23 protein-coding genes are annotated in these 22,910 nt (G+C 63.4%); 7 read left to right on the forward strand and 16 right to left on the reverse strand.

The window, feature by feature from the left end:
* Positions 1 to 936: LysM peptidoglycan-binding domain-containing protein (locus WA702_RS12500; RefSeq protein WP_425110834.1), on the reverse strand; the 936-nt coding region annotated here is incomplete at its 3' end.
* Between the two features lie 102 nt (positions 937 to 1,038).
* The gene (locus WA702_RS12505; protein ID WP_425110835.1) at positions 1,039 to 1,683 is read right to left on the reverse strand and encodes a protein-L-isoaspartate(D-aspartate) O-methyltransferase; all 645 of its coding nucleotides are present in this window, start codon (positions 1,681 to 1,683) and stop codon (positions 1,039 to 1,041) included.
* 475 nt (positions 1,684 to 2,158) lie between these two features.
* Here WA702_RS12505 and WA702_RS12510 point away from each other — a divergent pair, with 475 nt between their 5' ends.
* Entirely contained in the window at positions 2,159 to 2,530 is a 372-nt protein-coding gene (locus tag WA702_RS12510; RefSeq protein WP_425110836.1) for a response regulator, read from the forward strand.
* Here the strand turns inward: WA702_RS12510 and surE are convergent, their stop codons facing one another.
* The 12 genes from surE to WA702_RS12570 all read right to left on the reverse strand — a co-directional run bounded on the left by surE (position 2,531) and on the right by WA702_RS12570 (position 14,929).
* The gene (gene surE, locus WA702_RS12515) at positions 2,531 to 3,298 is read right to left on the reverse strand and encodes a 5'/3'-nucleotidase SurE (RefSeq protein ID WP_425110837.1); all 768 of its coding nucleotides are present in this window, start codon (positions 3,296 to 3,298) and stop codon (positions 2,531 to 2,533) included. It abuts the gene before it with no gap.
* A gap of 101 nt (positions 3,299 to 3,399) precedes the next feature.
* Positions 3,400 to 3,783, reverse strand: a complete 384-nt coding sequence (locus WA702_RS12520) for a hypothetical protein (protein WP_425110838.1) — start codon at positions 3,781 to 3,783, stop codon at positions 3,400 to 3,402.
* A gap of 106 nt (positions 3,784 to 3,889) precedes the next feature.
* Positions 3,890 to 5,221, reverse strand: coding sequence for a serine--tRNA ligase (gene serS, locus WA702_RS12525; RefSeq protein ID WP_425110839.1), 1,332 nt, complete (start codon positions 5,219 to 5,221; stop codon positions 3,890 to 3,892).
* A 137-nt stretch (positions 5,222 to 5,358) separates the two neighbouring features.
* Positions 5,359 to 6,168 carry a twin-arginine translocase subunit TatC gene (tatC, locus tag WA702_RS12530; protein WP_425110840.1) on the reverse strand — a complete coding sequence of 270 codons (810 nt, stop codon included), beginning with the start codon at positions 6,166 to 6,168 and terminating at the stop codon, positions 5,359 to 5,361.
* On the reverse strand, positions 6,165 to 6,698 hold the full coding sequence (gene tatB / locus WA702_RS12535) for a Sec-independent protein translocase protein TatB (RefSeq protein WP_425110841.1): 534 nt from the start codon (positions 6,696 to 6,698) through the stop codon (positions 6,165 to 6,167). Before tatB ends, tatC begins: the two co-directional genes overlap by 4 nt.
* Positions 6,699 to 6,775: 77 nt before the next feature.
* Positions 6,776 to 7,009 carry a twin-arginine translocase TatA/TatE family subunit gene (locus tag WA702_RS12540; RefSeq protein ID WP_425110842.1) on the reverse strand — a complete coding sequence of 78 codons (234 nt, stop codon included), beginning with the start codon at positions 7,007 to 7,009 and terminating at the stop codon, positions 6,776 to 6,778.
* Positions 7,010 to 7,303: 294 nt separating this feature from the next.
* Positions 7,304 to 8,302, reverse strand: coding sequence for an SMC-Scp complex subunit ScpB (gene scpB, locus WA702_RS12545; RefSeq protein WP_425110844.1), 999 nt, complete (start codon positions 8,300 to 8,302; stop codon positions 7,304 to 7,306).
* Positions 8,303 to 8,321: 19 nt separating this feature from the next.
* Positions 8,322 to 9,158 (reverse strand): segregation and condensation protein A, encoded by an 837-nt coding sequence (locus WA702_RS12550; protein WP_425110845.1) that lies wholly within the window; start codon positions 9,156 to 9,158, stop codon positions 8,322 to 8,324.
* Positions 9,155 to 10,183, reverse strand: a complete 1,029-nt coding sequence (gene nagZ / locus WA702_RS12555; protein WP_425110846.1) for a beta-N-acetylhexosaminidase — start codon at positions 10,181 to 10,183, stop codon at positions 9,155 to 9,157. Before nagZ ends, WA702_RS12550 begins: the two co-directional genes overlap by 4 nt.
* A gap of 45 nt (positions 10,184 to 10,228) precedes the next feature.
* Complete coding sequence (locus WA702_RS12560) at positions 10,229 to 11,842, reverse strand: SPOR domain-containing protein (protein ID WP_425110847.1); 1,614 nt, start codon at positions 11,840 to 11,842, stop codon at positions 10,229 to 10,231.
* A gap of 96 nt (positions 11,843 to 11,938) precedes the next feature.
* A complete protein-coding gene (gene argS / locus WA702_RS12565; RefSeq protein WP_425110848.1) occupies positions 11,939 to 13,753 on the reverse strand; it encodes an arginine--tRNA ligase in 1,815 nt (604 codons plus the stop codon).
* 9 nt (positions 13,754 to 13,762) lie between these two features.
* Positions 13,763 to 14,929, reverse strand: coding sequence for a deoxyguanosinetriphosphate triphosphohydrolase (locus WA702_RS12570; protein ID WP_425110849.1), 1,167 nt, complete (start codon positions 14,927 to 14,929; stop codon positions 13,763 to 13,765).
* A 103-nt stretch (positions 14,930 to 15,032) separates the two neighbouring features.
* Here WA702_RS12570 and erpA point away from each other — a divergent pair, with 103 nt between their 5' ends.
* From erpA to WA702_RS12590, 4 genes are all read left to right on the forward strand, one after another.
* On the forward strand, positions 15,033 to 15,362 hold the full coding sequence (gene erpA, locus WA702_RS12575; protein ID WP_425110850.1) for an iron-sulfur cluster insertion protein ErpA: 330 nt from the start codon (positions 15,033 to 15,035) through the stop codon (positions 15,360 to 15,362).
* A gap of 1,015 nt (positions 15,363 to 16,377) precedes the next feature.
* On the forward strand, positions 16,378 to 17,565 hold the full coding sequence (locus WA702_RS12580) for a sensor histidine kinase (RefSeq protein WP_425110851.1): 1,188 nt from the start codon (positions 16,378 to 16,380) through the stop codon (positions 17,563 to 17,565).
* 102 nt (positions 17,566 to 17,667) lie between these two features.
* Positions 17,668 to 18,114 (forward strand): hypothetical protein, encoded by a 447-nt coding sequence (locus tag WA702_RS12585; RefSeq protein ID WP_425110852.1) that lies wholly within the window; start codon positions 17,668 to 17,670, stop codon positions 18,112 to 18,114.
* 342 nt (positions 18,115 to 18,456) lie between these two features.
* Positions 18,457 to 19,431: a sensor histidine kinase gene (locus tag WA702_RS12590; RefSeq protein ID WP_425110857.1), complete on the forward strand. Its 975-nt coding sequence runs from the start codon at positions 18,457 to 18,459 to the stop codon at positions 19,429 to 19,431.
* Between the two features lie 478 nt (positions 19,432 to 19,909).
* On the opposite strand, the gene WA702_RS12595 is transcribed toward WA702_RS12590, so the two are convergent.
* Positions 19,910 to 20,359 carry an EF-hand domain-containing protein gene (locus WA702_RS12595; RefSeq protein ID WP_425110853.1) on the reverse strand — a complete coding sequence of 150 codons (450 nt, stop codon included), beginning with the start codon at positions 20,357 to 20,359 and terminating at the stop codon, positions 19,910 to 19,912.
* A gap of 326 nt (positions 20,360 to 20,685) precedes the next feature.
* Here WA702_RS12595 and WA702_RS12600 point away from each other — a divergent pair, with 326 nt between their 5' ends.
* Positions 20,686 to 21,042, forward strand: coding sequence for an SPW repeat protein (locus WA702_RS12600; RefSeq protein ID WP_425110854.1), 357 nt, complete (start codon positions 20,686 to 20,688; stop codon positions 21,040 to 21,042).
* Here the strand turns inward: WA702_RS12600 and WA702_RS12605 are convergent.
* On the reverse strand, positions 21,039 to 21,680 hold the full coding sequence (locus WA702_RS12605; RefSeq protein WP_425110855.1) for a class I SAM-dependent methyltransferase: 642 nt from the start codon (positions 21,678 to 21,680) through the stop codon (positions 21,039 to 21,041). The two genes, WA702_RS12600 and WA702_RS12605, sit on opposite strands and share 4 nt — an antisense overlap.
* Before the next feature lie 225 nt (positions 21,681 to 21,905).
* Between WA702_RS12605 and xth the strand changes: the two genes are divergently transcribed.
* Positions 21,906 to 22,697 carry an exodeoxyribonuclease III gene (gene xth / locus WA702_RS12610; protein WP_425110856.1) on the forward strand — a complete coding sequence of 264 codons (792 nt, stop codon included), beginning with the start codon at positions 21,906 to 21,908 and terminating at the stop codon, positions 22,695 to 22,697.
* The last annotated feature ends 213 nt before the right edge of the window (positions 22,698 to 22,910 follow it).

Raw genomic sequence — 22,910 nt, forward strand, 5'->3', positions numbered from 1 at the left:
GGTCGGAGCCGGCGCCGGCACGGCCGCAACCGCCTGGGGGACGGCTGCGGCCGGAGCCGCAGGCGCTGCCGCCGCTACCGACTTGCCGGGAACGGTCAGCCGTGCACCGAGCTTCAGTGGCGATGCCGGATTGAGGTTGTTGGCGCGCGCGAGCTCGGCGACTGGGATGTGATTCTGGCGCGCGATACCGGCGAGCGTCTCGCCGTGGTTGACGAAATGAACACTTGCGACGGCCGGAGCAGCGGCAACCGCGACCGGCTTGGGCGCCAGCATCGGAGGCGCAGCCGGCACGGCGGCGGGCGCAGGGGCGGCTGAGGCGACAGCACCGGGATGCGGAATGATGATCTGCTGGCCCGGAGCCAGCGCGCGCGGCCCCTTGTAGCCGTTAGCGGCGAGAATTTCGCCCGTCGTCACATGATAGCGGTGCGCCAGAATCTCGAGCGTGTCGCTGGTACCGACGATGATCTTGGTCCCGCCTGCGGGACGTACGGCCGCAACCGAACGCGGCGGCTGCGGCGCCAATGCACTGGTGGTCTCGAGCTGTGGCCGGGCTGGCGGGGCGTAGGACGAGACCCCGCGTCCGCCGCCGGACATGCCACCACTCGACATGTTGCCGCCACCGCTGCTGGCGTAGCCGCCATTGCGGCCGCCCGACGGATAGGATTGCGGCGCGCTGACCGCGGGGGCAAGCGCCGACGACGAGTAGGCCGATGCCGGCGGCCGGCTGTATTGCGGCATTTCGCGGCGTTCGATCGCGGCCGGCGGCTGCACCGAGCCCGTCGCTTCCGGGGGCACCGGACGAGAGAGTGAATTTTCCGTTTGCACCATCCGCGACGACATGTCGGCGCTACAGCCGGCGACACCGAACGACATCAGCGCCAACGCCGCGACGTGCGGCAGACGACGGGAGCGAAGCAACTCGACGAGGACGGGCATGGTTACTCACTCGTACGCAACAAACTACGATTTGAATAAACACGCCTGCAGTAAATAAGCGCTTAAGCCCCGTGGCAGGTCTCCAGGTCGCTAACGGCGGACTCAGAGCTCGCGCGCGATCCCCGGAATGGCCGGCACGAACCGCACGTCGACCAGCTCCTTGCGCTCGAGGCCATTGGCCGTCCTGGTCACGCGGACCAGCGTCTGGACGCCATGGGGCGGCCCGACAGGCGCGATCAAGATACCGTCCGCCTCGAGCAGCTCCAGCAGCGTGTCAGGAATCCGGTCCACGGCTGCCGTGACGATGATCCGGTCGAACTGCCCGACGGCCGGCGGGATCGCGAGGCCGTCGCCGAGCATGACCTCGACGTTGAAGCAGTCGAGCTTTTCCAGGCGCTGGCGAGCAAGGTCGGCCAGGGTCCGGAAACGCTCGACGGTCAGCACCTGCCCGGCTAAGCGCGACAGCACGGCGGCCTGATAGCCGGAGCCGGTGCCGATCTCGAGCACGCGATGCGTCTTCCGCAGCTTGAGCTGCTCGGTCATGTAGGCGACGACGAAGGGCTGGCTGATGGTCTGTCCACAGGAAATCGCCATTGCGCTGTCGCGATAGGCGTCAGCGCGATCCCCCGGTTCGACGAAACGTTCCCGCGGGATCTCCTCCAGCGTGCGAAGCACAGCCTGATCGCTGATACCCCGCCTGCGCAGGGTCAGCTGAAACATCATTTTCTCCGGAGGAGGGCTGGCCATCGGGGTCTCGGTTGCGCGCCTGGAGGCGCAAGCTAGCATTCCGGCACCAGACTTCGCGCATACTCTTGGAAAGACTCGCTAGCGGATGTCGGCGCCCGGAGGAACAATAGCTAAACTCCGGCGGCTCGTGCAGCTTCGGATTTCAGGTTTGCCACACGGCCTCACGTAAGCGATCGTCGATCTTGATGCGCCGGCGCGGCTTGCCCGCATCCAGACGCAGCATCGACCAAGCCGCAAGCGCCTCCGCCTGGAGCAGGCCTGTCGGCCTCGCTGTTGCAGCAGTCCGATCGCCGCCCGCCCAGGTTGACTGTTCCGCGTCTGGAACTTAGCCGAATTACACGGTATCTTTGTGGCAACGACCCATTGCTTGCCGGCGCCAAAGAGGTCACACCATGACTGTGGGCGACGTTGTTGACGTTGCGCCATATCCGGTTATTTGCGAACTTCATGCTTGGTATGGGCAAGGACTGACATCATGACTGCACCGCGGCCGCCGCGTGGCTCTGTGTTTCTCGTTGAAGATGAAGTCATGATCAGGATGATGGTCGCCGACATGCTCGAAGAGCTCGGCTACACTGTAGCAGCCGAAGCGGGCGAGATCGGCGAGGCGATGCGCCTGGCCGAAAGCACCTATTTCGATGTCGCGATCCTCGACGTCAACGTCAACGGCAAGGTGATTTCCCCGGTAGCCGACCTGATCAAGGCCCGCAACCGACCCTTCATCTTCGCCACCGGCTACGGCTCGTCCGGCCTGCCGGAGGAATATCGCGACCGTCCGGCGCTGCAGAAGCCATTCCAGCTGGAGACGCTCAGCAAGGCGATCGACAGCGCCCTGCGCGGCGGCTAGCTAACCAAGAATCCCATTCAGCGCACCGGAGAATGCCTCGTCCGTGCGGTCGAGCCGCAGCGGCGTGACCGAGACGTAGTGCGCGGCGAGCGCGGCGAGATCTGTGCCTTCGTCCGGGGTGTCGAGCCCGGCCGCGCGCTCGAAGCCGATCCAGAAATACGGATTGCCGCGGCCGTCGCGACGCTCATCGATCTTGAGGAAACCGAGGTTGCGCTTGCCCTGCCGGGTCACGCGGATGCCCTGGACCTCGTCGGGGGCGCAGGCCGGGAAATTGACGTTGATCACGGTGTTCTTCGGCACGCCGGCGGCGAGCACCTTGCGGATGATCTGGGGGCCGAATTTCAGCGCCGACTCCCATGGCGGGCTGTTGCGCGTCGCAAGCGAGAACTCCTGCGACAGCGCAAATGACGGCAGGCCGAGGATGGTGCCTTCCAATGCGCCGGCAATGGTGCCGGAATAAACCACGTCCTCGGCGACGTTGCGTCCCTTGTTGACGCCGGACAGCACGAGATCCGGCCCCTTCTCGCCAAGGATGTGCTTGGAGCCCATGATGACGCAGTCGGTCGGCGTGCCCCTGATCGCGAAATGACGCGGGCTGACCTCGCGCAGCCGCAGCGGGTCGTTCAGCGACAGCGAGTGCGACACGCCGGACTGGTCGAGCTCGGGCGCCACGAGCCAGACATCGTCGGACAGCGCGCGGGCGATCTCGTCCATCACCTTCAGGCCGGGCGCGTGGATACCGTCATCATTGGTGCAGAGAATCCGCATGCCGCCAGTGCTCCGAGGTTCGTATCGAAGCGGTGTCTTAACTGCTGCTCACCGTCGAGGCAAACTCGTGCCGGTCCCGACGAATAGGAGTAGCGATGCGGCTACGGCCGCAGGCGCCATTGCGGTAGGAATTTCGCGCGGGCGTTGGGCACGGCTAGCGTCGTCGGAGCCGTATCCGGCGGCGGTCCCGTCGCAGGCCGCGCGGTGTCGGGGACGGCATTGGGCGGGGCAGTCACGGAAGGCGGCGCCGGTACAATCGCAGCGGGCGACGCCGGAAAGCGGGTCCGGGCTGTCGTCAGCGCCTTCTCGAAATCGGCCGGGTTGAACCAGGGCTGTTCGCGCAACACCTCGATCGCGGCGTTGTCCCAGAGCCTCGACAGCTCGACGTCAAACGCCCCGTACCGCCGCTGGTCCACGGCCTGGACGCCGCTTCCGGTGACGGCCCATTGCCGGCCGATCCAGAAGATATCGCGATGCAGTGCCATCGATATCGGAAGTCTGAAAAAGCGATTGCTTGAACAGACCACAGAATATCGCCTGTAGCGCGCGGCGCAACCGCTGGGAGCGGCCGCGCCGGATCACATCGGGAGCCTAGGCGTCCGCGGTCACGGCCTTCAGGCCACCCATATAGGGCTGCAGCACATCAGGCACTGCGATCGAGCCGTCCGCCTGCTGGTAGGTCTCCATCACGGCGATCAATGCGCGGCCGACCGCGGTGCCGGAGCCGTTCAGCGTATGGACGAAGTGCGGCCTGCCGTCGCTCGCGCGATAACGCGCGTCCATGCGCCTGGCCTGGAAGTCGCCGCACACCGAGCAGCTCGAAATCTCGCGGAAGGCGCCGCCATCGCCCTGCCCCGGCATCCAGACCTCGATGTCGTAGGTCTTCTGCGACGAGAAGCCCATGTCGCCGGTGGACAGGATCATCACCCGGTAATGCAGGTCGAGCTGGCGCAGCACCTCCTCGGCGCAGGCCAGCATGCGCTCATGCTCGTCCTTGCTGGTCTCGGGCGTCGTGATCGACACCAGCTCGACCTTGCTGAACTGATGCTGTCGGATCATGCCGCGGGTATCGCGACCGGCAGCGCCGGCTTCGGCGCGGAAGCACGGCGTCAGGGCCGTGAGCCGCATCGGCAGCTCTTTCTCGTCGATGATCGATTCACGCACCAGATTGGTCAGCGCAACCTCGGCGGTCGGGATCAGGCCGAGCCGATCGGTCTTCAACCGGCCGTCGGGCGAGGCCAGCAACTCGCCTCTGATGGCCCAGAACTGATCATCCTCGAATTTCGGCAATTGCCCGGTGCCGAACATCACGTCGTTGCGGACGAGCAGCGGCGGATTGATCTCGGTGTAACCATGCTCGTTCGTATGCAGGTCGAGCATGAACTGGCCGATCGCGCGCTCCAGTCTCGCCAACCCCTTCTTCAACACCACGAAGCGCGCGCCCGACAGTTTGGCTGCCGCCTCAAAATCCATGTAGCCGAGGCTGGTACCGAGGTCGTCATGCAGCTTCGGCGTGAAGGCGTAGTTGCGCCTGGCGCCGAACACATGACGCTGCACATTGTCGTGCTCGTCCTTGCCGTCCGGCGCCTCTGCGCTGGGCAGGTTGGGGATCGCGGCAAGCTCGCGCGCGAGCTCCTCGTCGGCCTGCTTGGCGGCTGCCTCCAACTCCGGCATCGTGGTCTTGAGCTTGGCGACCTCTTCCATCAACGCGGCCGCGCGTGCCTCGTCCTTGGTCTTCTTGGCCTCGCCGATCTCCTTGGAGGCAGCGTTGCGCCGCGCCTGGGCCAGCTCGGAGGACTGGATCGCCGCGCGACGTCGTTCATCGATGGCCAAAAGCTGCGACGACATCGGCGCCAGGCCACGCCGCGCGAGCGCGGCATCGAAACCCTGCGGATTGTCGCGGATCGATTTGATGTCATGCATGGTCGTTCGGTCCCGGAACGAGGCTGTGATGGCGAGTCGCGCCGATAGCGCAAATCGCGCCTGCAGTACCGCGATTGATGTCAATTGGGAAGCGACGCAGGACCGGCGGGAAGGGCTGGCGCCCTCCGCTGCCCCTGTTATTCGGCCGGCTTGACCGGGGTGGTCGAGGTACCCGTCGCTGCCTTTTCCGCAGCCGCCTTCTTCTCCACGATCCGCACGGCGATGATCGCGCCCTCGTAGAGCAGGAGCAGCGGAAGCGCCAGCGAGGCCTGGCTCAGCACGTCGGGCGGGGTCAGGACGGCGGCGATGATGAAGGCTAAGACGACGAAATAGCGCCGCTTGTCGCGCAGCATCTTCGAATTGACGATGCCGATCCGTCCCAGCAGCGTCAGGATCACCGGGAGCTGGAAAGCCACGCCGAAGGCGAACACCAGCGACATCATCAAGGACAGGTACTCGCCGACCTTGGGCAGCAGCGCGATCTGCGCCGTCTCGGCGCCGCCCGACTGTTGCATGCCGAGCGAGAAGCGGATCAGCATCGGGAATACGACGAAATAGACCATCGCCGCGCCCGCCACGAAGAAGACGGGGGTTGCGATCAGATACGGCAGGAACGCGTTGCGCTCGTGCTTATAGAGGCCGGGCGCGACGAACTTGTAGATCTGGGTTGCGACGATCGGAAACGAGATGAAGCCGGCACCGAACAGCGCCAGCTTGAGCTGGGTGATGAAATATTCCAGCAGCGCGGTGTAGATGAATTTGGAATTTTCCGGCCCGGCGACCCAGACGAAGGGCCAAACCAGAATGTTGTAGATCTGCTTGGCGAAGACGAAGCAGAGGATGAAGGCGAGGCCGAAGCCGAGCAATGCCTTGATCAGCCGCGAGCGCAGCTCGACCAGGTGCTCCATCAGAGGGGCCTTGCTGGCCTCGATCTCGTCGGCGCTCATGACGCTTTGGCGTCCTTGAGCCGGCTCTCATCGGCATCGGTAGCAGCCTCCGGCACAGGTGCAGCCTCGGGCTGCACCTCGCGAACGATGGCCAGCGGCTCGCCCGCGGCCTGATGCGCCTCGGCTTCCACGAAGGTTTCAGGCTTGGGCGCCTCGGGCGTGGTCGGAATCACGACGGTTTCGGTCGCGGTGCCCTGCGCCGGCTCGGTCGCGGATGCGGTGGAAGCCGGCTTGTCGACGCCTTCGATATCCAGCGCCTTATCGACGTCGCGCTGCAGCGAACTGATCACGCCGGTCGGGCTGAAGCCCGACGCGGCCGCACGGACCTCATCGAAGCTTTTCTTGAGATCGGCCATCTCGGCTTCACGCAAGGCTTCGTTGAATTGGCCTTGGAATTCGGAGGCCATGCGCCGGGCCTTGCCCATCCACTGCCCGACCATGCGTAGAACGCCCGGCAGCTCCTTGGGGCCGATCGCGACCAGCGCAACGACTCCAATGACGAGCAGCTCACTCCACCCGATGTCGAACATGTAAACATCCGCCTGTGCAGCGTTGATCCGTCCGGCTCAGCCCGGATGCGACGCCGCTCGCACCTTACCCGTTCCGGTCAGACGGCCTTGCTGCCGACATCGGTGCGGGTCGCCGTGGGCGTGGTGGCACCGTGGTCGATCGACTTGACCGGTTCCTTCTCGGCCGGCGTGTCGTCGTCCTGCATGCCTTTCTTGAAGGCCTTGATGCCCTGCGCGACGTCGCCCATCAGGTCGGAAATCTTGCCGCGCCCGAACAGCAGCAGGACGACGCCGATCACGATGATCCAGTGCCAAATGCTAAGCGAACCCATCCTGCATCCTCCAAACATCGGCGCGATCGACCGATCTGGTACGGAACGTCCAGCGTTCCGCACAAAGCCAAAACCGCGCCATAACCATGGACTTACCAATCCCCCTTCGCTTCTAGCATTCGTTTGCGAAACGGCAATACGAAGCCACAATGTGACGAAGGCGACCGGCTTCCTCAAGCCCTATCTTGGCTCGAACGTAGGCGCCATAGGCCCCAAAAACAAGGACTTAAGCTCGGTGAAATCGCGCTCGGCGCGACGTCATGACGCGAGCGTTAATCCGGGATCTCAAGTCCGTTACTCGGCCTCGCCGCCATCCTCACCGGCATCACGATGGTCCGCTCCATCAGCGTCCGGGCGCTCATCGTCCCGGTGATCCGTCTCCACCTGGTCGTCGGCCGCCTCGTGGAACGACGACGTCCCAGCGTGGTCCCCTTCCTCGTGCTCGGAGGCAGAGGTTTCCTCTGAGGCTGAGGCCTCCTCGGCGCTGGCTTCCGCACTCGCGGTTTCGGCGCTCGCGGCCTGTTCGGCGATGGTCTCGGATGACGTGTCCTGATGCTCCGACGGAGCGTCCTCGTTGGGCTCGTCGTGCGGCTCTTCCGGCTCGGCCCGCGGCGCCAGCGCCAGATCGAGGTCGCCGGGCTCCAGCGGCTCCTCGTCTTCGCGCAAGGTCGGATCGTCAGACGGCGACGGAACCGTGAAGCCAGTGGGCAGACGCGAGTCCAGGAGACCGGTGCCCTTCAGCTCCTCCAGGCCCGGCAGGTCGCCAAGCGTCTCCAGGCTGAACTGGGTCAGGAACGCATCGGTGGTGCCGAATGTGAGCGGACGGCCCGGCGTCTTGCGCCGCCCGCGCGGCTTGATCCAGCCGGTCTCCAGCAGAACGTCGAGCGTGCCCTTGGAGGTCACGACGCCGCGGATCTCCTCGATCTCGGCGCGCGTCACCGGCTGATGATAGGCAACGATCGCCAGCACCTCGATCGCCGCACGCGACAGCTTCTTTGTTTCGGTGCTTTCGCGCGACATCAGCCAGGCGAGATCGCCCGCGGTGCGGAAGGTCCATTTATTGGCGACGCGGATCAAATTGACGCCGCGGGTCGCATAATCGGCCTGCAGCTGCGCCAGCGCCGCCTTGACGTCGACGCCTTCCGGCATCCGCTTGGCGAGCGTCGCCTGATCGAGCGGCTCGCTTGCCGCGAACAGCAACGCTTCGAGAATGCGCAGCTCCTCGGGCCGCGCCTGCGGCTCGGCAGCGATCTCTTCGGATTCCTCCACGCGCACTTCCGCCAGACTAGCCATGGTGCGGTCTCCTTCTTCGTTACTCAACCGTCAAGTCCGGCGCAGCCATGGCGCCGGGCGGTTGCGGCGGACGCTTACGAAAATACAACGGCGCGAACGCCTGGTTCTGATTCAGTTCGAGCTGGCCTTCGCGCACCAGCTCCAGCGCAGCAGCAAAGCTGGAGGCAAATACAGTGGCGCGCTGCGACTCGTCGGCGACGTAGTTCATCAGATAGCTGTCGAGCGAGGCCCAGTCGTCCGTGAGCTCGGTCATGCCCACCAGCCGTTCCAAGGTCGCGCGTGCCTCGGCCAGCGACCACACCGTGCGCCGCGCCAAATGCACCGAGGTCAAGACGCCGGATTGGCGCTGCACCGCGTAGGCCGAAAGCAGGTCGTACAGGGTGGCGGTGAACTTCTGGTGGCGGATTTGGGCGATCGATTCCGGGTTGCCGCGCGGGAACACGTCGCGCCCGAACTGCGGCCGGTTCATCAGCCGGTCGGCGGCCTCGCGGATTGCCTCCAGTCGGCGCAGCCGGTTGGCGAGCGCGTTCGCCATGTCCTCGGCGCTCGGGCCCTCGGCGGCCGGCGGTTCCGGCAGCAGCAGGCGCGACTTCAGGAAGGCCAGCCACGCCGCCATCACGAGATAGTCGGCGGCAAGCTCAAGCCGGATCTTTCGCGCGGCTTCGATGAAGTGAAGGTATTGGTCGGCCAGCGCCAGGATCGAGATCTTGGCAAGATCGACCTTCTGCTGCCGTGCCAGCGCGAGCAACAGGTCGAGCGGCCCTTCATAGCCCTCGACGTCGACGACCAATGCCGGCTCGCTCTCGGCCAGCTCCGCAGGCCGGCCGGTTTCAAAAGACAGAATTTCGGCAGTCATGCGTTTGCTGATCCCAGCCGGTTGATCAAGCCGTCGAGCTCGGCCCGTGCCGCCGAGCGGTCGAACCCGACCGGCGGCTTGCGAGCTGCGAGCGCCCGGTCTGCGCGCGCCAGCGCCTCGCCCGACAGCATCGGCGCCTCGGCCACCACCGGCCGCATCTCCTCGAGCTTGCCATTGCAATGCAGGACGATGTCGCAGCCAGCGGCGATGATGGCCCGCGTGCGGTCGGCGATCGTGCCCGCCAATGCATTCATCGAGACGTCATCACTCATCAACAAACCCTGGAACCCAATTCCGCCGCGAATCACCCGCGAGATCATTGTCGCAGAAGTCGTGGCCGGATGGGCGGCGTCGATGGCGCTAAACACAACATGTGCAGTCATGGCCATCGGCAGATCTGCCAGCGGCCGGAACGCGGCGAAATCGGTCGCTTCGAGTTCCGCTTCCGACGTGTCCACGGTCGGCAGCTGGAAGTGAGTGTCCGCGGTCGCCCGGCCATGGCCGGGAATGTGCTTCAGCACCGGCAGCACGCCGCCCTGCTCCAGCCCGTCAGTGACCGCGCGGGCGATCGCCGCGACCTTCATGGGATTGGTGCCATAGGCCCGATTCCCGATCACGGCGTCAGCGCCGAGAACCGGAACATCGGCCAGCGGCAGGCAGTCGACCGTGATCCCGAGCTGCAGCAGGTCATCGGCAATCAGGCGGGCGCTGAGCCGCGCGGCCTGTAAGCCGAGGGCCGAATCAATGTCGTAGAGCCGGCTGAAGATCTCGCCCGGCGGATACACCGGCCAGTGCGGCGGACCCAATCGCTGCACCCGTCCGCCTTCCTGGTCGATCAGAACGGGGGCGTCGGGGAATTCGGCCGCGTTCCGCAATTCCTGAACCAGCGCAGACACTTGAGCAGGCGTCTGGACGTTGCGTTTGAATAGGATGAAGCCCCATGGGCGCGTCTCGCGAATGAACGCCTGCTCGTCCGCGCTGAGCGTCAGTCCGGAAACGCCGGTAATGAAGGCCCGTCTGTTCATGCGGCCGATGTGCCCCCGCCGTGCGGCGGGGTCAAGCTCGCAAGACTAGTTCTTAAACGGAAAACACTGGCCACCGGCCGAGCGATACGACGCGCACATCTGCCGTGCCTCGTCGAAGGTCGCGAACGGCCCGACCGCGGCGCGATACCAGGTCTTGCCGTCCTTCTCGACTTGCTTGATCGTCGGACTGCGCGACGCCAGCACCGACGGATATTTGCCCTGCATCGACTTGAACGCGGCCAGCGCATTGGCCTCTGAATCCTGCGACAGGACCGAGACCAGGTATTCGCCGCTCGAGGCGCTCCGCGCCACCGGCTGCTCGGTCGGCGTCAGCGCCGCGACCCGGTTGGCAGGCGCCTGCTGCGGCGTGATCGCCATCGGCGCGTTGTTGGCCGATGCGTTGGCATTGGCAGGCGAATTGTGCGGCACCGGCTGTGCCGCGATCGCCCGCGCAGGCTTGATCGCAGGCGGAGCCAAGGCCGGCGCGCCGTTGCCAGCCGCATTGCCGTTGACCGAGAGCGTCCTGATCGGGCGCGGATCGGCATTCGGCATCGTGCCGTCACCGACGGTCGGCGCTGCCGACGCCAGTGCACCCGGCGCGACGCTCGATGGCGGCGGCGGGTTGGTATTCTGATTGAGCTGCGGGAAGATCACACGCGGCGCGGCACTGTTGCCGATCGATCGGGTCGGATCGACCGGCGTCTCCTCGCGCGACACCAGCTTCTCGCTGCCATCGCCGCCGAGCAGCCGATCCGGCACCTTCGGGGCGGAGTCGGCGGGCGTCGCCATGATCTTGGTCGGGCTGTTGTCGGCCTTGATGATCGGCGGCTCCCCGCTACGGGTGGCCGAGAAATAGTGCCGGTAGGCGAAGGCGCTGCCGGTACCGAGGAAGCCGAGCGCCAGGATCGCAAGCACCATCGCCTTGCCGCCGCGGCGCTTGGGTGCCTGCTCCTCGTCGGCCTCGTCGTAGTCCTGATAGCCTAAATGGTCGTCCTGGTAGTCCTGCTCGCCTTGGTAGTCCTGCTGCGCCGGGCCGAGCTCGCCGTACAGCGCCTCGTCGTAGCGCGACGGGTCGGCACCCTGCACCTCGAACGCGGGCTCGCGCGGGGAATGCGGTTCGGCATCATCGCCAGTGAAGCGCTGACGAGACTCGACGCCGAAGTCGAGCTTGGCCAGCTCATCGGCAAAATGCTGATCCGGAAACTGGGGAGCGATGCCGCCGTGCTGGGACTGCTGGTTGTGGAAGTCCTGCTCGCGATCATCGTAATCTTGATCGTCGTGGCCAGGCTGCGCGGCAGGATAGCCGGGCGCAGCGTAGCCAGGCGCCGCCCGTTGGGGCTCGCGCGACAGCTCGGCAAAGGGGTCGCGGGCCGATGCCGGCACCTGCTGCTGGCCTCTCGGGATTTCCTGCCGGTTGGCACGCTGCATCCAGGATGGCGGCCCGGGAGGGATCGACAGTTCAGGCTCGATCTCCGCTGGCGCCGACGGCCATCCGGCCTGCGCACGCGGTGCCGCCTGGGGCGCGCCACGTCCGGGTTGGGGGTCGGACTGCCCGATCAGCCGCGCCAGCTCGGCAAGCGGATCGGCCTCAGCGCGAGGATCTCCACCGCGACCGAAGCCATCGGAGGAAAAGGATCTGTCCTGGTAACGATCAGCCATCTAATGAAGCGTCCCTGCGGGTGAGCCGCATATTCGAGCCATAAGGCGGACCCTGCCAGATCGAGGCCCCCAACGTAAGGTTACGTCCGTCTCCACCTACCTCATCGCATCGGGAGCATGGACGCCCAAAACAGCAAGTCCCGACGCCAGTACCGAGACAACGCCCTGGACCATGGCCAATCGCGCCTTGGTCATCTGTGCATCATCATTAATAATGAAGCGTAAATAGGGCATATCGCGCCCCTTGGTCCAGAGCGCGTGAAATTCACTCGCCAGATCATAGAGATAGAAGGCGATCCTGTGAGGCTCGTGAGCTGCGGCCGCGCCTTCGATCATTCTTGGATACATAGCAAGCCGTTTGAGAAGCTCCAATTCCGTGGAATCACTGAGCCGCGTCAGCTTCGCATCCGACAGATAAGCGATCCGCGCCTCGTCGTCATCAGGCAGATCCGGGAACACCTCGCGCGCATTGCGGAAGATCGAATGGCCGCGGGCGTGCCCATACTGCACGTAGAACACCGGGTTCTCCTTCGACTGCTCGATCACCTTGGCAAGATCGAAATCCAGCACCGCGTCGTTCTTGCGATAGAGCATCATGAAGCGCACGGCGTCGTTGCCGACCTCGTCGACAACTTCACGCAAGGTGACGAAGTCGCCGGAGCGCTTCGACATCTTCACCGGCTCGCCATTGCGCAGCAGCTTGACGAGCTGCACCACCTTGACATCGAGCACGGCCTGGCCGGCCGACACCGCCTTCACCGCCGCCTGCATGCGCTTGATGTAGCCGCCATGATCGGCGCCGAACACATCGATCAGATCGGCAAAGCCGCGCTCGAACTTGTTGCGATGATTGGCGATATCCGACGCAAAGTAGGTGTAGGAACCGTCCGACTTGATCAGCGGGCGATCGACATCGTCGCCATAGGCGGTGGCGCGGAACAGTAACTGCTCGCGATCCTCCCAATCCTCCACCGGCGCGCCCTTCGGCGGCGGCAGGCGGCCCTCATAGACGTCACCGCGCGCGCGTAGGAAATCGATAGTCTCCGCAACCTTGTTGTTGCCATCAGCGATCAGCGAGCGCTCGGAGAAGAACACGTCATGCTTGATGTTGAGCGCTGCGAGATCACCCTTGATCTCCTCCATCATCATCGCAATCGCCTTGGCGCGCACGACCGGCAGCCACTGCTGCTCCGGCATGTCACGGAGCTTGGCGCCATGCTCGGCAACGAGCGCCTGCCCCACCGGCTTCAGATAGTCGCCGGGATAGAGACCCTCCGGGATGGCTCCGATGTCCTCGCCGAACGCTTCGCGATACCTGAGGAAGGCCGAGCGCGCGAGCACGTCGACCTGGGCGCCGGCATCGTTGATGTAATATTCCCTGACGACGTCGCGGCCGGCGAACTGCAGCAGGCTGCACAGCGCATCACCGAACACCGCGCCACGGCAATGGCCGACATGCATCGGCCCGGTCGGATTGGCCGAGACGTATTCGACGTTGACCCGCGGCAGAAGCGCGTTCGGCGCGATCCGGCCATAGGCCGCGCCCTCGCGCAGGATCGTGCCGAGTTGCTCCGTCCAGACATTCGGGTGCAGGGTCAGATTGATGAAGCCAGGACCGGCAATATCGACCTTGGCGACCAGCGCATCCTCGCGCAGCTTCGCGGCGATCTGCTCGGCGAGATCGCGCGGCTTGGATTTGGCCTCCTTGGCCAGCACCATCGCGGCATTGGTCGCCATGTCGCCGTGGCTCGGATCGCGCGGCGGCTCGACCACCACGCGCGAAAAATCGGTCACGTCGGGCCAGCTGTTTTGCCTGGCGAGATCGGCGCAAATGGCATGCACGCGCGCCAGCACGTCAGCAAAAAGATGCAGATTTCGAGCTTTGTCGGACGTTTTGGCATTCTCGGGCATGGGCGCCGCCTAACGCAAATCCGGGGTCGAGTCAAAAAGCCTGACATGCTCGGTCAGCGCGAAACGGTCGGTCATCCCGGCGATGAAATTACCGATCCGCCTGAGCCGCGCGCCCTCCTCCTCGCAACCCTGCAGCCATTCCGGTGGCAGCTCTCCCGGATCGGCCCGGTAGCGGCCGAACAGATCGGCCACGATCCCCTCGGCGTCGTGCATCACCGACATCACGCGCGGATGGCGATACATGCGGTGCCACAGGAAGGTCTTGATCGCGGCCTCGGAGGTGGAGACCTCGGGCGAAAACGCAATCAGCTGGCGGCCATGGTTGCGGACGTCCTCGACCGTTCCAGGCTGCGCGGCGTCGATCCGGCGCTGCGACTCCGACATCACGGCCGAGATCAGATAGGAGATCAGCTCCCGCACCAACTCGGCGCCGCGCCTGATGTCATCGAGCCCGGGATAGTGCCGATCGATGGCCTTGATCATCGCCTCCGTCAGCGGCATCTCCCTGAGATCGTCGAGCGCGAACAGCCCGGCCCGCAGCCCGTCGTCGATGTCGTGGGCGTCATAGGCGATATCGTCGGCGATGGCGGCGGCCTGGGCCTCCAGCGAGGCGAAGGTCGAGAGTTCCAGATCCCAATGCCCGCTGAACTCGCGGATTCCGATCGGAACGGGCTCTGTCAGCGGGCCGTTGTGCTTGACGATGCCCTCCAGCGTCTCCCAGGTCAGGTTAAGGCCATCGAATTCCGGATAGCGCTGCTCCAGCGCGGTGACCACGCGCAAGGTCTGAGCGTTATGATCGAAGCCGCCGTACTCCTTGAGGCAGGCATTGAGCGCCCGTTCGCCGGCATGCCCGAACGGCGGATGGCCGAGATCATGCGCCAGCGCCAGGGCCTCGGTCAGATCCTCATCGAGCCCGAGCTGGCGGGCGAGCGCACGCGCGATCTGGGCCACCTCCAGCGAATGGGTCAGCCGGGTGCGATAATGATCGCCCTCGTGAAACACGAACACCTGGGTCTTGTGCTTCAGCCGCCGGAACGCGGTGGAATGGATCACCCGGTCGCAATCCCTGCGGAAGGCGCTGCGGGTCCGCGACGGCGGCTCGGCCACGAGCCGGCCCCGGCTGCGATCGGGATCGCAGGCATAAAGTGCGCGGGGGGCAGCCATTCCGACCGACACGACAGGCCTCCGAGAATTGATTCCTTTACGCGGTGCACTTAACTATGGGGAACGCCCGATACCAACCAATTCGGGCGCGAATTTTAGTTCGGAGAGCTCTGCCATGACCGACGCCGTCACCATCAGCGCCAGCGCTGCCCGCCGGATCGGCCAGATCCTCAGCAAGGAGGATGCCGGCGCCATGCTGCGGATTTCGGTCGAGGGCGGCGGCTGCTCCGGCTTCCAGTACAAGTTCGATATCGAGCGCGCCAAGGCCGACGACGACCTGGTGATAGAGCGCGACAAGGCCGTGGTGCTGGTCGATCCGGCCTCGGCGCCGTTCCTCGCCGGCTCCGAGGTCGATTTCGTCGATGATCTGATGGGCGCCTCGTTCCGCGTCAACAACCCTAATGCGACCGCCTCCTGCGGCTGCGGGACCAGCTTCTCGATCTGAGCGGCCCACCCCGACGAAACGGCGACAACGCCGTCTCCGCCGAATCCGCGCGCTCGTTTCAATCCGCTGTCATCGTTCGCGGAGGCGGACGATCCAGTATTCCAGAGACAGTCGTGATCCGCCGAGAGGCCTCGGCGTACTGGATTGCCCGCCTGCGCGGGCAATGACGGCAGAACATAAAGCGGCATTCTCGCGACACCGTTCTGCCGGAGATTTGCGTGTAAGCCCGTCGCCCCTATCGAGAGGCGCAGGGAAGGCCGGGAGCTTGCCGCATGACTCGCTTGCAGAAAAAAAAGCAGGCGGCAGTTACCGCAGGTTCGCCAAGACACATCCCGGCCATCGGAGCGCCGTCTATGACGGCAGTTCTGGAAGCTTGGGCTGACATCCGGCCGTGGTCAGGTAAGACGGCGGCGGCCTAGCGTTATCGCTACGACCGTGACCGGCTCCGAAGTCGTTCTCAAAGCGGGGCGACAGGACTGAAAGCATTTATCCAGATTTGTAGCTGTCGTCTGACAAACGATGAAGCAGCGGCGATCACAAACATAAGTTGATTCATGGAACCATTTCTCACTTTGGTTGTTCTTGATTTGGCCCCGCAAAAGTAGAGGGGTCGAGACCCACAGTCAGCAGCCTCCCAAAATGATCAAATCGTTCGTCGCTTCACTCATCGTCGTGCTGCTCGGAACTGTTGTAATAGCCACGCCGGGCTCTATGAAAGTTGCGGCCCGCGAGACGGCGGTTCTGGTGAAGGGAGATCGGCTTCACGTTCAGCCTGTCGACGCGAGTTGCTCGGCAGAAATTTGGCCTGACCTTCCCGCACACTGTTTGCAAAGCAGTTCAGGTCAGCCAATCCAGCAAGCGCGCCTTGTGCATACCAGCCGCTGAATTTCTCTCTCTCTGGACCAGTGTTCTTTTATTCAACTCTTTGCTGAACCTGTCCGTGCCGTCAAAGACCGACGGTCGCGTGATGTTGGGGCCAGTGGGTCGTCCGCGCACCGAAGGGCAAGACTCTTCCATGTCCAAAGATTCAGTAGAAATCGCGAAAGTTCTCATCGTCGAAGATGAGATGATGCTTCGCATGCGGGCCGTGGACCTCGTAGAGGATGCCGGTTTCACGCCGGTGCAAGCCGTAAGCGCCGACGAGGCGCTCTCGATCCTCGAGTCGCGCTCGGATATATCTTTGCTGTTCACCGATATCCAGATGCCCGGCACCTTGGACGGGCTGAAGCTGGCCCACGCGGTGCATGACCGCTGGCCTTCCATAAAAATCATTCTCGTTTCCGGCCAAGTGTCCCCATCGGACGCGGAAAAGCCATCTGACAGCCGCTTCTTTGGCAAACCGCTGAACGTCGAGAAGATGATCATTGAACTGCAGGCAATGATTGGCGCCGGCACGCTGAAGACAGTTCCAAATGCAGCATCGTTGTTGGTCGATGGCGCTGTTCTCGGATCGGATTCGGCGGATCAATCGCCGCGCTCGGCGCAAGAGGCTATCTTGCTCGCGGAAAACGACAGTCTTCGCTCACTGCTGGAACAAGCTGGCATCGATGCTGAAGTCTTGCTGGCCCAAGCCGGCATCGAAGCCAAAGAACGCGAGGCAGCCGACAAGTTGCAGGATCTCATCCTGGGTGAACTGCATCATCGCATCAAGAATACGCTCGCGACCGTCAGCGCCATAGCTTCGCAAAGTTTTCGGAACGCGACCAACATCGAGCATGGGCAGACGGCCATGGAAGGCCGGTTGCTGGCGCTTGGTCGTGCTCACGACTTGCTTATGCAGGCCAGTTGGTCGAATGCCAGCCTCACCCATACGCTCAACGGTGCCACGGAGCCCTATGACAGCCAGGGAGTCAGACGCTTCTATTTCAACGGGCCGGACATCAAGATCGCCTCAGGCGCAGTCATCGCGCTCGCCATGACATTCAATGAGCTTTGCACGAACACCACCAAATTTGGTGCGCTCTCCGTGCAATCTGGCCGCGTCGACATCGCCTGGACGATAGACGAGGAAAAGCAGCGGCTGCACCTGAGTTGGATCGAAAGAGGCGGCCCTCGAGTTCAGCCTCCTGCACGTCGCAGCTTCGGGACGCGCATGATGGAGTCGCTCGGCCAGCAATTGAAGGGCCAAGTGCGACTTACCTATGAACCGTCCGGATTCGTTTATTCTATGGATGTACCGCTCAGCTCAATTGTGGCTGGATGAAAACTCCGGCTGTTGCTTGCTGCCGACGAACAAGCTGCCCCCAAGCTACACCAACTTTATTTGTTGTCGACAACCCCGCTCTCCATCCGATTGGAACATAGAATGAATGCCGAGGAACTCGCCAGAAAATTCAAGGAAAAAGTATCGACGGCAGTGGCCGAGAAGGAAAAGCAGTCGGGGATTGCGGCCGAGAATCAAGAGAAACGAACCGCTGACATGGAATATTGCAGACAGGCCATGGAACGCGAAGTCTTACCGTTCCTCGAGGAGTGCAAGCACCATTTTGGCCCGGATCAATTCTCGTTTTCCGTGCAGATCGAGCGGAATGATCATCGTCCTATCGGTGTGTCCTTCGCGGTAGGCAACGGCGCCTTGACAAGCATCACAACCGCCTTCGGCAACATCGTAGTGACCCGGGCCGGTGATAGTGGAACAACGAAGGGCACGGCGTTCGTCTATGCTTGCGACGAAGAACCCTACATTTCGAACTCCGGCGATCTGACGCGTGACAAGATCGCCAAGCTTGTTGAAATGGTGATCGATGGCTGATGCCCGACCAGCCTACCAAGCAGGTCTGAATCAGGGAAAACTACTGAGGCGCTAGAGCATGATCCGGAAAAGTGGAAACCGGTTTTCCGAAAAGATCATGCTCAAACAAAGAGATTAGATCACGATGCCATTCTGTTTAATCGCATCGTGATCTAATGGATACGGCAAAGGAACCACTTTGAGAGCGCTCGGTATACCGCACGCTATTTTTCGTCGTGTGCTCGCCGATAGAACAAATGTTCGAGGCGCCGCAGCCGCTAATGAGGCTAAACAGAGTTCGGCGAAGGAGGAAGCAACGTGACTCCTTCTCACAACGCTTCAGCGGCCGGTCGATCGAAGACGATGTGGAACGTAGAGCATCTCCGGCTCGCGATCGAAGCCGCAGGAGTCACCTTATGGTCCTGGAACGTTGATACCGATGAACTGACGATGGATAGCCGTGCGTTCGACCTCTGGGGATTGCCCCGAAGCCACGCGGTGACCTTCGAAGATCTCTCGGCGCATATCCATCCAGCGGATCGCGACAGGGTGCGGGCGGCGTTCGCCGCCACCCGCGCGATTGTCGGGCCTTATGAAATCGACTTTCGCATAATGGCCGGCGATGACGTGCGCTGGATTTCGGCCCGGGGTCAGGGAGACGACGCCGGCATCGTCGGTCGCATCATGTACGGAATTTTCATCGATGTGACCGGACGCAAACAGGCCGAGGAAGGCAACGAACTACTTGCCGGGGAAATGAGCCATCGGGTGAAGAACCTGCTGGCGATAGCGGCCGGGCTTACAGCGATCACCTCGCGTTCCACGACTTCAACGGTCGATATGGCGGCCGAATTGACCCAGAGGCTAACAGCCCTGGGGCGCGCTCATGATCTGGTTCGTCCTCTCCCTGGCGATGAGGGAAGAGCGGCACTTCTGGGCGATCTCCTCAGCGTACTGCTGGCGCCTTACGATGATATGGGAGCCTTCAGTGGGCGGGTTCGCGTTTCGGTACCGCGGATGGGGGTCGGAGAAGCGTCCGCGACAACGCTGGCGCTCGTGATCCACGAATTGGCCACCAACTCTCTGAAGTATGGTGCCCTCTCAGCGGAGACGGGCACTCTGGACGTATCATGCGCCGTGCCTGATAACGAGGTCGTAATTGTATGGACTGAACGTGGCGGCCCCCTTGTCACGGCTCCTGCCGATGCCGGAGGCTTTGGCAGTAAGCTGGTCACCCGCAGTATGACGCATCAACTCGGTGGATCAATCGAGCGGCAGTGGCACAAGGACGGCGTCGTGGTGACAATAAAGATCAGAAAGGACCGTCTCGCGGGATAACTGCTCTGCTACCCGCTCGGTGTCATGGCATCATCATCTCTGGATCGTCGTGGCCGCGGCGTTGACCGCGACCCCCAAGGGATTGATCCAAATGGCTTGATGTAACCGGCGAAGCCACTCTCGGCCTCCATCCTTTGCCTGCTGCTTTCGCTCTGCTCGCCCGTCCAGCGCAGCCGATCCCATCCATCGCTCCCCGCGTCGGCGTATCGTGGCGACGCGCTGGGGCGCGACCGTCGGCATCGGCTTGGAATATGGATTTGCACATAACTTGTCCGCCGATTGAGCACGGCGGCATCTTCGAAGACAGACATATGGCCGGCTTTGTGACGACTGCCAGCCCTTCCTCCACCCTCACTTATGCATCCGGCGGCGATACCGACCTGGTTACGGTTCTCACCAGTCCTTTAGCGGCCTCGCTCCATGACATGCCGTCAGGCATCAAACCGCCGGCGTTAACAAACGGCTCCCGGAAAGCCGATCATCTCGCTCCGTGGATGAACGTGTGCATCTCCTCCGGCGTCAGCTTGCCATCTTTGTTGGCGTCCATTGCCTTGAAGATTCTTTCGTGAGCTGCCTGAAACTCCTGCAGCGAGATGGTCCCGTCGCCATCGGCATCCATCAGAGCAAACATCATGCGCATCATGAACGGCGAGCCCATCGCACCTCCTCCCATCATGCCGCGTCCCATCATGCGTCCTGTCATCGCACCGTCCATCATTCCTCCGTGCCCCATCATGCCCTCATTATCGTGACCCATGACGCCCTCGCCATGATGACCCATCGTGCCCTCGCCGTCGTGACCCATTGGATGCGATTGCATCTGTTGCTGATCCGATTGGTTGGGCGTCTGGGCCTGTGCCAGGACGGCAGTAGTGCCGTACACCAGCATGAAAGCAGACGTCGTCAATCCCAAGATGTGCCTGTGCATTGAAACCTCCTCAAAAGCCTCACACCCGTTTGATCGATCATTTTCGCGCGGCGATATGATTATATCACTTCGCGTCAGAGCGGCAGATCACATGTTCTGCAGCACGTCCACGACGGCGCATGCGGCTTTGCCAACCTTCCCGCATCTGCGGTTCGCGCTGCAGCGCCGCATTCAAATGGTGCTTGCACCCGTCGCAATGCCCGGCAATAGGCGGTCGAGGCAGCACGCCGGCGCGAGTATCACAAAATCGTCGCTGCCGACGCGCTGAGGAACGCTGCAACAGATAGCTGGTTGACGCTGAAATTGGGTGGTGATGGAGCGAAAAGATGGATAGATCGAATGCAAAGCTGTGCGACGTTGCCAACCTGATCCTCGGTGTCTTCCTGCTGATCTCGCCCTGGATCTTCAAGTTCGAGCCCGGGCACGTAACTCAGAATGCCATGATCACCGGCATTGTGATCGCGGTCTTGGCGATCGCCGCCCTGGCGGCCTTCGCGGTCTGGGAGGAGTGGCTCAACCTGATCGTCGGCGTGTGGGCCGTGATCTCGCCCTGGGTCATCGGCTTCCAGACCAACCGGACCGCCATGACAGTCCACGTGATCGTGGGCGCGCTGGTGGCGATCCTTGCCGCGGTGGAAATCTGGATGACCCAGACGCCGTCTCGGATCACCACCGTCCGCTAGGGACGTTCGGGGTCGTCAGGCGGCGACCGGCGGAACACGCTGAACTGAAACGCCTGCACCGCGCGCCACGGCGTGTGGTGCAGGCGATGCACCGAGGTGACGAGCGTGAACTCGCCTCCCAAGGCGCGCGCGAGACCTGCCGGGTCATAGCGCATCACCGGCAGGCCGCTGCACTTTTCAGGCCCGTCCAGCGCAAACGTCGCGATCACGGCATGGCCATCGGGAGCGAGGGCCCAGCGCAACCGGTCGAGATAGGCGGCGCGGTCATCATCGCTCACCATGAAATGGAAGGTCGCCCGGTCATGCCAGACGTCGTAGCGCCGCGACGGCGTCCATGTGGTGATGTCGGCGGCTATCCAGTTCACGGCGGCGGCCTGCGCCCCGAGGCGCGCTTGCGCTTTGGTAAGCGCCGCCGACGACAGGTCAAGCACGGAGAGATCGGCAAATCCCCGCTGCATGAGATGATCGACCAGCCGGGACGCCCCGCCGCCGATGTCGATGATCGCAGCCGCTGGCGTCGCCACGGCGCTGACCATCGCAAGCGAGGGTTCGGGCAGTTGCTGGTGCCAACTCACCTCCTGCTCGGTCTTTGCCTGATAGGTGCCTTGCCAATGCTGCAGGGGGTTTTGGGCGTCCATGATGGTATGCCTTCGGAATCGAGCGCTGCGGCGCCTCCCCGCCGTGCTTCAATTAATCCGCGCTGCTGGTGGATGCAATGTGGCCGAGACTGGACGAGATGAAGGGGCATCATCTCACTGGACCATCGCTCGTCTGGTCTTGACCGCAGCCCCCGGGGCTTGATCTAACTGGCTTGATCTAGCCGGAACAAATCGCCCAGCCTCCGCTCCTGTCCTGGAACCCCCATGCGCATCGCCACCTGGAACGTCAATTCGGTCCGGCAACGGATCGAGCATCTCGTGACCTGGCTCAAGGAGACCTCGCCCGACGTCGTTTGCCTGCAGGAGATCAAGTGCACGGACGACGCGTTTCCGCGCCTTGAGATCGAGGCGCTCGGCTACAACGTGGTCACCCACGGCCAGAAGACCTTCAACGGCGTGGCGCTGCTGTCCAAGCTGCCGATCGACGAGAGCACGTCGGGGCTCGCCGGCGACGACGAGGACACCCACGCCCGCTTCATCGAAGGCGTGGTGAGCCTCAAGCACGGCGTCGTCAGGGTCGCCTGCCTCTATCTGCCCAACGGCAATCCGGTGAATACCGAGAAGTATCCCTACAAGCTGAAATGGATGTCGCGCTTGCGCGACTATGCGCGCGAGCGGCTGTTGACCGAGGAGCCGCTGGTGCTCGCCGGCGACTTCAACGTGATCCCGACAGCGGCCGACGTCTCCAACCCGGAAGGCTGGGTCACCGACGCGCTGTTCCGCCCCGAGACGCGGGAGAGCTTCCAGTCGCTACTGGGTCTCGGTCTCACCGACGCGCTGCGCGCGGTCACCGACGCGCCGGGGCAGTACACCTTCTGGGACTATCAGGCCGGGGCCTGGCAGAAGAACCAGGGCATCCGGATCGATCATCTGCTGCTGTCGCCGCAGGCCAGCGACCGTCTCGTCGAGGTCGGCATCGACAGCTATGTGCGCGCCTGGGAGAAGCCGTCCGACCATGTCCCGATCTGGGCGGATTTCGATCTGGAGACGGCGTAATCGCAGTCTGATCTTAGGGCGGGTTAGCGACCGAGACGACGCTGTTGCGGCGAGATAAGATCGACGTAACGGTCACGTAACCCGCCGCATTGGGCTAGTGTACGAATATGCTGGGTTACGCTGCGCTAACCCACGCAGCGCGGCTACACCAGCGCCTTCGTCATCGGATAGGACGCCGCGGTGCCGAACTTCCCGACTGGGGGACCCTCGTCA

Source organism: Bradyrhizobium sp. (assembly GCF_049798375.1).
In the GTDB taxonomy this organism is placed as follows: Bacteria; Pseudomonadota; Alphaproteobacteria; order Rhizobiales; family Xanthobacteraceae; genus Bradyrhizobium.

What these genes read in the sequence shown, in the direction of transcription:
- tatB (WP_425110841.1), bottom strand. Translation starts at nt 6,698, where the DNA reads ATGTTCGACATCGGGTGGAGTGAGCTGCTCGTCATTGGAGTCGTTGCG.
- tatC (WP_425110840.1), bottom strand. Translation starts at nt 6,168, where the DNA reads ATGAGCGCCGACGAGATCGAGGCCAGCAAGGCCCCTCTGATGGAGCAC.
- surE (WP_425110837.1), bottom strand. Translation starts at nt 3,298, where the DNA reads ATGCGGATTCTCTGCACCAATGATGACGGTATCCACGCGCCCGGCCTG.
- WA702_RS12505 (WP_425110835.1), bottom strand. Translation starts at nt 1,683, where the DNA reads ATGGCCAGCCCTCCTCCGGAGAAAATGATGTTTCAGCTGACCCTGCGC.
- WA702_RS12510 (WP_425110836.1), top strand. Translation starts at nt 2,159, where the DNA reads ATGACTGCACCGCGGCCGCCGCGTGGCTCTGTGTTTCTCGTTGAAGAT.
- WA702_RS12585 (WP_425110852.1), top strand. Translation starts at nt 17,668, where the DNA reads ATGAATGCCGAGGAACTCGCCAGAAAATTCAAGGAAAAAGTATCGACG.
- serS (WP_425110839.1), bottom strand. Translation starts at nt 5,221, where the DNA reads ATGCATGACATCAAATCGATCCGCGACAATCCGCAGGGTTTCGATGCC.
- WA702_RS12590 (WP_425110857.1), top strand. Translation starts at nt 18,457, where the DNA reads ATGTGGAACGTAGAGCATCTCCGGCTCGCGATCGAAGCCGCAGGAGTC.
- WA702_RS12560 (WP_425110847.1), bottom strand. Translation starts at nt 11,842, where the DNA reads ATGGCTGATCGTTACCAGGACAGATCCTTTTCCTCCGATGGCTTCGGT.
- WA702_RS12540 (WP_425110842.1), bottom strand. Translation starts at nt 7,009, where the DNA reads ATGGGTTCGCTTAGCATTTGGCACTGGATCATCGTGATCGGCGTCGTC.
- WA702_RS12520 (WP_425110838.1), bottom strand. Translation starts at nt 3,783, where the DNA reads ATGGCACTGCATCGCGATATCTTCTGGATCGGCCGGCAATGGGCCGTC.
- argS (WP_425110848.1), bottom strand. Translation starts at nt 13,753, where the DNA reads ATGCCCGAGAATGCCAAAACGTCCGACAAAGCTCGAAATCTGCATCTT.
- scpB (WP_425110844.1), bottom strand. Translation starts at nt 8,302, where the DNA reads ATGGCTAGTCTGGCGGAAGTGCGCGTGGAGGAATCCGAAGAGATCGCT.
- WA702_RS12605 (WP_425110855.1), bottom strand. Translation starts at nt 21,680, where the DNA reads ATGGACGCCCAAAACCCCCTGCAGCATTGGCAAGGCACCTATCAGGCA.
- WA702_RS12600 (WP_425110854.1), top strand. Translation starts at nt 20,686, where the DNA reads ATGGATAGATCGAATGCAAAGCTGTGCGACGTTGCCAACCTGATCCTC.
- WA702_RS12595 (WP_425110853.1), bottom strand. Translation starts at nt 20,359, where the DNA reads ATGCACAGGCACATCTTGGGATTGACGACGTCTGCTTTCATGCTGGTG.
- nagZ (WP_425110846.1), bottom strand. Translation starts at nt 10,183, where the DNA reads ATGAACAGACGGGCCTTCATTACCGGCGTTTCCGGACTGACGCTCAGC.
- WA702_RS12580 (WP_425110851.1), top strand. Translation starts at nt 16,378, where the DNA reads ATGTCCAAAGATTCAGTAGAAATCGCGAAAGTTCTCATCGTCGAAGAT.
- xth (WP_425110856.1), top strand. Translation starts at nt 21,906, where the DNA reads ATGCGCATCGCCACCTGGAACGTCAATTCGGTCCGGCAACGGATCGAG.
- WA702_RS12550 (WP_425110845.1), bottom strand. Translation starts at nt 9,158, where the DNA reads ATGACTGCCGAAATTCTGTCTTTTGAAACCGGCCGGCCTGCGGAGCTG.
- erpA (WP_425110850.1), top strand. Translation starts at nt 15,033, where the DNA reads ATGACCGACGCCGTCACCATCAGCGCCAGCGCTGCCCGCCGGATCGGC.